This window comes from uncultured Oscillibacter sp., assembly GCF_950073225.1.
Lineage (GTDB): Bacteria > Bacillota > Clostridia > Oscillospirales > Oscillospiraceae > Oscillibacter.
The window spans coordinates 1-6,939 of record NZ_CATMPS010000060.1 but is presented as its reverse complement, the minus strand read 5'-3'; the positions used below and the strand labels follow the sequence as shown (position 1 = coordinate 6,939).

Here is a 6,939-nt window from a genome sequence, read left to right as displayed (position 1 = left end):
GCGCCCTTCGACCGGGCTGGGACTGGAAAAGCGAGGAATTCATCCCCCAATATGGCCCTTTATTGGTCGTTTCCTTTACCTTTGTCTGTTTGCCTGGCTTTTACCGGCTTTAATCAGTGCTTCCTTAGAAATCCCCCTACAATGAGCAGCTCATGATCTACAAGCAGCGCCCGGACGCCACGGCCTGCGCCGAGTACGACCTCTGGAACAAGACCATGCGCCGCTATGTGCGCCGGGGGTCCAAGGGCATCGCGCTGGTGGACAACACGGGCAGCCGCCCGAAGCTACGCTATGTGTTCGATGTGTCGGACACCGGGGCAAGGGAGAACTCCCGCCCGGTCAACTTCTGGTCCATGCGGGAGGAGTATGTCCCCGCTGTGCAGGATGCGCTGGAGCGAGCCTACGGCGTGGGGGCCGGCGCGGGGCTGGAGGAGCAGAGCGGGGCCATCGCCGCCCATCTTGCAGACGAATATTGGGAGGCAAACAAGAGGAACATCCTCGGCATCGTTGACGATTCCTTCCTTTACGGGTATGATGAGTTCAACGTAGGGGTGTCCTTTCGGAGGGCGGGGAGACCAGCATCGAGTATATGCTCTGCTCCCGCTACGTGGAGGACCCGGAGAGCTGTTTTGAGCCGGAAGATTTCATGGATGTGTTCGACTTCAATACCCAGGCGGCGTCCAATGTGCTGGGTACGGCGGTCAGCGAGGCGTCCTCCCAGGTGTTCCGTGAGATCGAGCGGGCGATCCGCACCTACGAGGGGGCAAAACAGGCAGGGCGTTTCCGAGGAGTTCACCAGCGAGTGGCAGGCCGAGGACTATCTGCTCCAGGTCAAGGAGGATGTCGCAAGGTGGGAGGCCGCCGACTGGCTCAAAACGGAGGAGGCGAAGCTGCCTCCCCTGAAATATGGCATCGGGGACCCGTTCACCCTCTACTCTGAGGAGGGGGAGAAGGAGAGCGTCCTGACGGGCGTGACGGATGGGGATGTGTTCTATGTCTATCCTGACGAGCCGGGGCGGGACCAGGTGTTCATGGACCGGGAGATGTTCGAGCATAGCCTGCGAACAGGTCGCATCCGGGACGCCCAGCCGAAGGAGGCGGTCCAGACCGTTGCCAGCTATCTGAACGGCGATGAGGCCATCGTCATCCAGCAGTACCCCAACGGGCAGTTCTACAACCACTACGGGTACAATGAGCAGGGCCGCTCCGCTATGGCTACGGCTGGCGGCTTTGCGTCTTTGGAGGGCAAGGCCCGTGAAGGAGCCGGGGAGGATATTCCCCCTGCCGCCCTTGGGACCGATGCAAAAAGCACTGCCGCACCGCAGGAGCCGGCCTATCAGGTGGGCGATACCGTCTATCTGGAGGACACCCTCTATATCGTGGAGGGGATCGGCCTGTTCGATGTCCAGCTCCGTGACCCCGCACAGTTCTACCCCATCCTCCGCTCCGAGAGCAAGGAACGGCTGGAGCGGATGCTCTGGGCGGATGAGCGCAATGCCCATCTGTTTGCCCCGGAAGTGAGCGCGGAACAGGATGATCCCCGCGGCAACAGCAAATACTTCCGCTACTTTTACGACTACGAAACCGCTCAGGTTGAGGCGTTCATGGCTGAACACCCGGACTATCACAGGATTTGGGGAAGTGATGGACAAGGCTTAAACGGATGTACTTGGGTCGTCTACCGTAAACAGCCCGCCGCCCGTAACTTCCGCATCACGGACGACCATCTGGGCGAGGGCGGACTCAAGGCGAAGTTTGAAACTGCGGGCACTCCCCCTGATGCTGGCGCTCTACACGCTCCACATCATCGGCAAACTGGCGTCCAACCTCTCCGCCTGTTCATGCTGGTGATCTTGGCCTGCGGCATCTATCAGGTGTGCGTCTGGGACTGGCTGAACGCGGCAATCCTGTTCGGCGTGGAGGCGGTCTGCGTGGCAATCCAGTTCTCCGCCATGTTCCTGGTGGAACTGGCTGGCGAGTGGGCCGGCAACCTTGGGGCTTTCCTCCACTCATAAATCTTTGAAAGGATGTGCAAAGATGGATTTTCCGGAGAAAGAGGCGCAGGCCCTGCTTGACTGGATGCGGGAGCAGATGTACGGCGATACCGTGACCGAGTGGACCTATGGGAACGAGCATCGCTGATTTCGCGGGAGACGTGGGATATGGTGCGGGAGTTGGATGCCCGAAAAGCAAAATTCCGGAGTAGCAAGACCGGAGAGACAGCGTTATTCACAGGCGTCCTGTTCTGCATGGACTGCAAATCTCCCATGCGGCACTATAGAGATGGCCGAAAATGCAAGGATGGAAGCCCCTCCACCTATCAGAGTTATGCCTGTAACCGCTATGTCACTGGTGGAAAGACCGTCTGTTCAGGCCACATGATCAATCAGAGGATGCTGATCGAACTGTTGCTGATCGACATCCGTTTCAAGGCAGCGCTGGCACAGAATCACCCCAACACCCTCAAGGAGAAGATTATTGCTCAGAAGAACGTTGCCGGTCTGGAACTGCGGAGAGCACTCCAAGCAACTATGGCCACGCTGGATAATCGGCTTGCGGAGTTGGAAAAGCTGGTGGTTGCTGCCTACGAGGACAAGGTGAAGGGCGCGATCCCGGAAGCAGTATGCGTTCAGCTGATGAAGCGGTATGAAGATGAAAAGGCCGCTGACGGTTGGCTGGCCCTCATCCGAAACTACTCCAAGCTGGAGGAATTGGACCATCCGACGCTTCTGCGTCTGGTGAAGCGTATCGAGGTCGGAGAACGCAGAACGGTTAACGGCCACGATGAGCGTGATATTAAGGAAACGCTGATTTAATCCCCCGAAATGATAAAAGATGTGATAAAATAAAGGGAAGGGGCGCTGGGTATGAAACAGGAAAGTTTTAGCGATATGGAATACAGATGCCGGAAAAAGAAAACAAAACGGGAAGAATTTCTGGAAATCATGGACGAGATCATCCCATGGGAGGAATGAGTATCGCTGGTTGTCCCCCACTATCCAACCGGGAAACGCGGCCGTCCGCCGATGGAGATAGAAACCATGCTGCGGATGTATCTGCTGCAATGCTGGTTCAGCTTATCCGATGAAGGAGTAGAGGACGCAATTTATGACAGCTATGCCATGCGCAAATTTATGGGGATCAACTTTTTCGAGCAGGATGTCCCGGACGCCACGACTCTGCTGCACTTTCGGCATCTGTTGGAGGAGAAGGGCATCGGCAAGCTGTTTTTTGACGCAATCAACCGCTGCCTGGAACGGGCTGGACGGATGATGCGGGGCGGCAGCATCGTAGACGCCACGCTGATCAGCGCACCCAGCTCTACAAAAAACGCGGAGAAAAACGGGATCCGGAGATGCACTCGGTGAAGAAGGGAAACCAATGGCATTTTGGTATGAAGTGCCACACCGGCGTGGATGCCGGGAGCGGCTTTGTCCACACAGTGGAGGCCACCGCCGCCAATGTCCACGATGTCACTGCAGCGGCAAGGCTTCTGCGGGAAGATGATAAGGCGGTCTACGGGGACAGTGCCTACCTTGGGATAGAGAAACGGGAAGAACTCAAAAGCAATCCGCAGCTTTGTGCCATTGAATACCGCATCAACCGCAGGCCGGGCCGGTTCCCCAGGGTTTCAGACAATGCCATTGACTGGGAGCGGCATATTGAAAACCGAAAATCTGCCGTACGCTGCAAGGTGGAGCATCCCTACAGAATTGTGAAGAACATTTTCGACTTTCGAAAGACCGTTTACCGGGGTCTGAGAAAAAATCTTAACCGATTACACGTTCTCTTCGCCAGCGCAAATTTGTACATGCTTGCCAGGGCGGGCGGTTCCCTATGCCCCGCCTAAGGTTTTTGCGCCCTTCGACCGGGCTGTGACTGGAAAAGCGAGGAATTCATCCCTAAATATGGTCGCTTATTGGACGTTTTCATTACCTTCGCCTGTTTGCCTAGCTTTAAACATCACTCTATGTACGTATGTACGTTTTGCGAGCTTAGGCCTTGTTTGAAACATGGCAAAACGCCGTCTTTGGGCATCTTTTTCCGCCAGGACTGCGTTGATTTGACTTGAAATCCGTCAGGGCTCCCGCGTCAAATCGCCTTGCCTGGCAAAAAAATCTGCCCCAATCCGGCATTCCGCCAATTTTCAAACAAGGCCTAAAAAATATACCCAGCATAGAGTCCCGCGCACAGAATCAGGGCTTCCGCATCCACATCAAAGCTACCGTTATGGTTTGGCAGCAATGTATGGGGATGGGCGGTGTTTCCTGTTCCCCAATACGCATATGCGCCAGGGGTATGGAGCTGAATCTCCGCGGTCCCGCCATAGAGATCCGAGATGCTGGAAACAGTTCTGGAACCCAAGTCCCGTATCCTCTCCTGGCTCTCCTGAGAGACCGACCGGGTCGTCCCCTCCAACCCGGCGGTTTCCGCCGGAGCGTTATAGGTGGTTCCCGCCGTCAGCTTTCCAACGCCAATGTAACCGGCTCCACCGGCGAGGTAAGCCGCGTGACTAGGGATTGGAGCGCGACTACAGCGTGACTGGCGATATAGAGGGCATCGGCCCCCAGCTGCGGGGTAGACACATGGGCGGACTTTCCCCGGATCATGATCCGGAAGTGGTCTGCAGCGGCATTGTTCAGCCCCGGCTTTATTATTTCCGAGCTTAAAGCTCGGAAATAATAATCCGATGGTTCCGCCGGGCAGGTCCGAGGCCGTGTGGATGCCGAACACCCGGTCTGCGCCGTCTCCACGCAAAATGCCAAGAACGCCGGTCTCTCCCGCCCGCCGGTGGGAAATTCCGAAACACTCCAATTTCTCCTTCGAGCCGCTACGCGGTACGAAATTCACAAAGGCCCGGCTCGGGATGCCGGTGAAAGTCCCGCCGCAGCTCAACCAGGTAGGCTCTCTCCCGTTCCAGTGCCTTTTTCAGATTCTGCATATACGGTCAGCACCTTTTCCCTTTGCCGGAATCTTGGCCCGCAGGGATTCCAGGCGGTTCAGGGCGTCCAAAAGGGTCTCGTCCTTTTTGGCGAAGTGGAAGCGAATGAGGTGGTTCACCGGCTCCCGGAAGAAGCTGGAACCGGGAACAGCCCCCACGCCCACCTTTTCCGCCAGGTCCTCGCAGAACCTCAGGTCGCTGTCATAGCCGAACTCCGAGATATCCAGCAGGACGTAGTAGGCCCCCTCCGGCGTGCTGTGGGGCAGCCCCAGTGCGTCCAGGCCCCTCAGGAACAGGTTCCGCTTGTGGGTGTACTCCGCCAGAAGAGCGTCGTAATAGTCCTGGCCGAAGTTCAATCCGGGGATTACCGCCTCCTGGAGGGGGGCCGCCGCGCCTACGGTGAGGAAGTCGTGGACCTTTTTGATCCGGTCCGTGATCTCCGGCGGGGCGATGGTGTACCCCAGCCGCCAGCCGGTGATGGAGTAGGTCTTGGACAGCGACGAGCAGGAGATGGTCCTCTGCCGCATTCCCGGAAGGGCGGCGAAGTAGACGTGCCGGTGGGGGGCGTAGACGATGTGCTCATAGACCTCGTCGGTGATGACATAGGCGTCGTATTTCTCCGCCAGGGCGGCGATGATCTCCAGCTCCACCCGGGTGAAGACCCGGCCGCAGGGGTTGGAGGGGTTGCAGAGAATCAGGGCCTTGGGCCTTTGACGGAAGGCGTCCTCCAGGACCTCTGGGTCGAAGCGGAAGTCCGGGGGCGACAGGGGCACGTAGATGGGCTCCGCGCCGCAGAGGATGGTGTCCGCCCCATAGTTCTCATAGAAGGGCGAGAAGACCACCACCTTGTCCCCGGGGTTCGCCACGGTCATCATGGTGGCCATCATGGCCTCCGTGCTGCCGCAGGTGATTGTGATTTCCCCGTCGGGGTCGATGGGAAAGCCCATGTAATGGGACTGCTTTGCCGCCAGGGCCTCCCGGAGGTTCTGGGCTCCCCAGGTGACGGAGTACTGGTGGAAATCCTCCCGGCTGACCTCCGCCAACCGGTCCAGGATGGCCCGGGGCGGGTCGAAGTCCGGGAAGCCCTGGGAGAGATTCACCGCGCCGTACTGGTTGGAAACGCGGGTCATGCGCCGGATCACCGAGTCGGTGAAGCTGGCGGTGCGCTTAGACAGGCTCTGCATAGTCGTGTCCTCCAATATAGGATTTTTGGTCGTTCAGAATGTGCAGGGGGTACAGGATGTCTTTGATTTGGTTCATGACGGTCAGGTTTTCCCGACGGGTTTCCCGGAGGAAATACCGCCGCTTGGAGACGCCGATGCCGTGCTCCCCGGAGGCCGCGCCCCCCAGCTCATAGGCCCTGTGACAGGCCCGGTCCATGACGGCGTGAGGCTCCCGCTCCCAGGTCTCTGCGTCCCGGTTCCCCCGGACCTTCCAGATATCCGCCGCCCGGGCGGAGTCTTATAAAATGATACAATCCAGTGCTCCATTTTTCAAGACCAAATCCTGGACTCGCTCTAGGCTGGCCTCCGCCTCGTTCTTCTGCCCGTCGAAGGTCAGGAGGATATAGCTCCCCGCCGGACGGCATGGACCTGCCGGGGCCCGCTGCCAAAATTCTTGGAAATGTGGTTGAGCCCTATCAAGCAAATTCCTCCTTTAGGACGCAAAAAAGCGGGGAGCTCACGGCTCCCCGCTTTGGCCGGCAGTCGTTAAACCGGCGCGTCAGGTCAAACGATTCCTCGGTGCTTCGGGCAGGCGGCAAGTGAGCGCAAAGAATCCTGGACAGTCATCCTGCCCATGCACATGCCGGCCTGCATTCGGGAACCGTGAATACGCATTGCGCGCGCCTCCTATGAACGCCGTTTTGTTAATAAAAATGGTTGATTATCTCAAAAAAGCCTTGATTTACGGGCATACAAGCAGGATTTCAAGCTGAATTTACTACCAATTTACTACTTTTGAGGGAAAGAGCCTTGATATGCCGCCCGGAACCCTGC

At 57.8% G+C, this 6,939-nt stretch carries 7 protein-coding genes; 4 read left to right on the top strand and 3 right to left on the bottom strand.

Features of this window, described 5'->3' with window-relative positions; genetic code table 11:
- The first annotated feature begins 152 nt into the window (after nucleotides 1-152).
- From Q1M04_RS15745 to Q1M04_RS16300, 4 genes are all read left to right on the top strand, one after another.
- Nucleotides 153-2,015 (top strand): hypothetical protein, encoded by a 1,863-nt coding sequence (locus Q1M04_RS15745; protein WP_300347300.1) that lies wholly within the window; start codon nucleotides 153-155, stop codon nucleotides 2,013-2,015.
- A 147-nt stretch (nucleotides 2,016-2,162) separates the two neighbouring features.
- Nucleotides 2,163-2,816 carry a DUF4368 domain-containing protein gene (locus Q1M04_RS15740; RefSeq protein WP_300347298.1) on the top strand — a complete coding sequence of 218 codons (654 nt, stop codon included), beginning with the start codon at nucleotides 2,163-2,165 and terminating at the stop codon, nucleotides 2,814-2,816.
- Nucleotides 2,817-3,041: 225 nt separating this feature from the next.
- Nucleotides 3,042-3,368, top strand: a complete 327-nt coding sequence (locus tag Q1M04_RS16305) for a transposase (protein WP_366140849.1) — start codon at nucleotides 3,042-3,044, stop codon at nucleotides 3,366-3,368.
- Entirely contained in the window at nucleotides 3,365-3,850 is a 486-nt protein-coding gene (locus Q1M04_RS16300; protein WP_366140848.1) for a transposase, read from the top strand. The genes Q1M04_RS16305 and Q1M04_RS16300 overlap by 4 nt, the downstream gene beginning before the upstream one ends.
- 610 nt (nucleotides 3,851-4,460) lie before the next feature.
- Here Q1M04_RS16300 and Q1M04_RS15730 read toward each other — a convergent pair.
- From Q1M04_RS15730 to Q1M04_RS15720, 3 genes are all read right to left on the bottom strand, one after another.
- Nucleotides 4,461-4,610 (bottom strand): peptidase dimerization domain-containing protein, encoded by a 150-nt coding sequence (locus Q1M04_RS15730; protein ID WP_300347304.1) that lies wholly within the window; start codon nucleotides 4,608-4,610, stop codon nucleotides 4,461-4,463.
- A 319-nt stretch (nucleotides 4,611-4,929) separates the two neighbouring features.
- Nucleotides 4,930-6,126, bottom strand: a complete 1,197-nt coding sequence (locus tag Q1M04_RS15725) for a pyridoxal phosphate-dependent aminotransferase (protein WP_300347296.1) — start codon at nucleotides 6,124-6,126, stop codon at nucleotides 4,930-4,932.
- Nucleotides 6,110-6,382, bottom strand: coding sequence for an FAD-linked oxidase C-terminal domain-containing protein (locus Q1M04_RS15720; RefSeq protein WP_300347302.1), 273 nt, complete (start codon nucleotides 6,380-6,382; stop codon nucleotides 6,110-6,112). Before Q1M04_RS15720 ends, Q1M04_RS15725 begins: the two co-directional genes overlap by 17 nt.
- Nucleotides 6,383-6,939: the final 557 nt, after the last annotated feature.

Excerpts from the sequence above, each read along its gene's own strand:
- Q1M04_RS15745 (WP_300347300.1), top strand. The coding sequence starts at position 153 with ATGATCTACAAGCAGCGCCCGGACGCCACGGCCTGCGCCGAGTACGAC.
- Q1M04_RS16305 (WP_366140849.1), top strand. The coding sequence starts at position 3,042 with ATGCTGCGGATGTATCTGCTGCAATGCTGGTTCAGCTTATCCGATGAA.
- Q1M04_RS15725 (WP_300347296.1), bottom strand. The coding sequence starts at position 6,126 with ATGCAGAGCCTGTCTAAGCGCACCGCCAGCTTCACCGACTCGGTGATC.
- Q1M04_RS15740 (WP_300347298.1), top strand. The coding sequence starts at position 2,163 with ATGGTGCGGGAGTTGGATGCCCGAAAAGCAAAATTCCGGAGTAGCAAG.
- Q1M04_RS15730 (WP_300347304.1), bottom strand. The coding sequence starts at position 4,610 with ATGATCCGGGGAAAGTCCGCCCATGTGTCTACCCCGCAGCTGGGGGCC.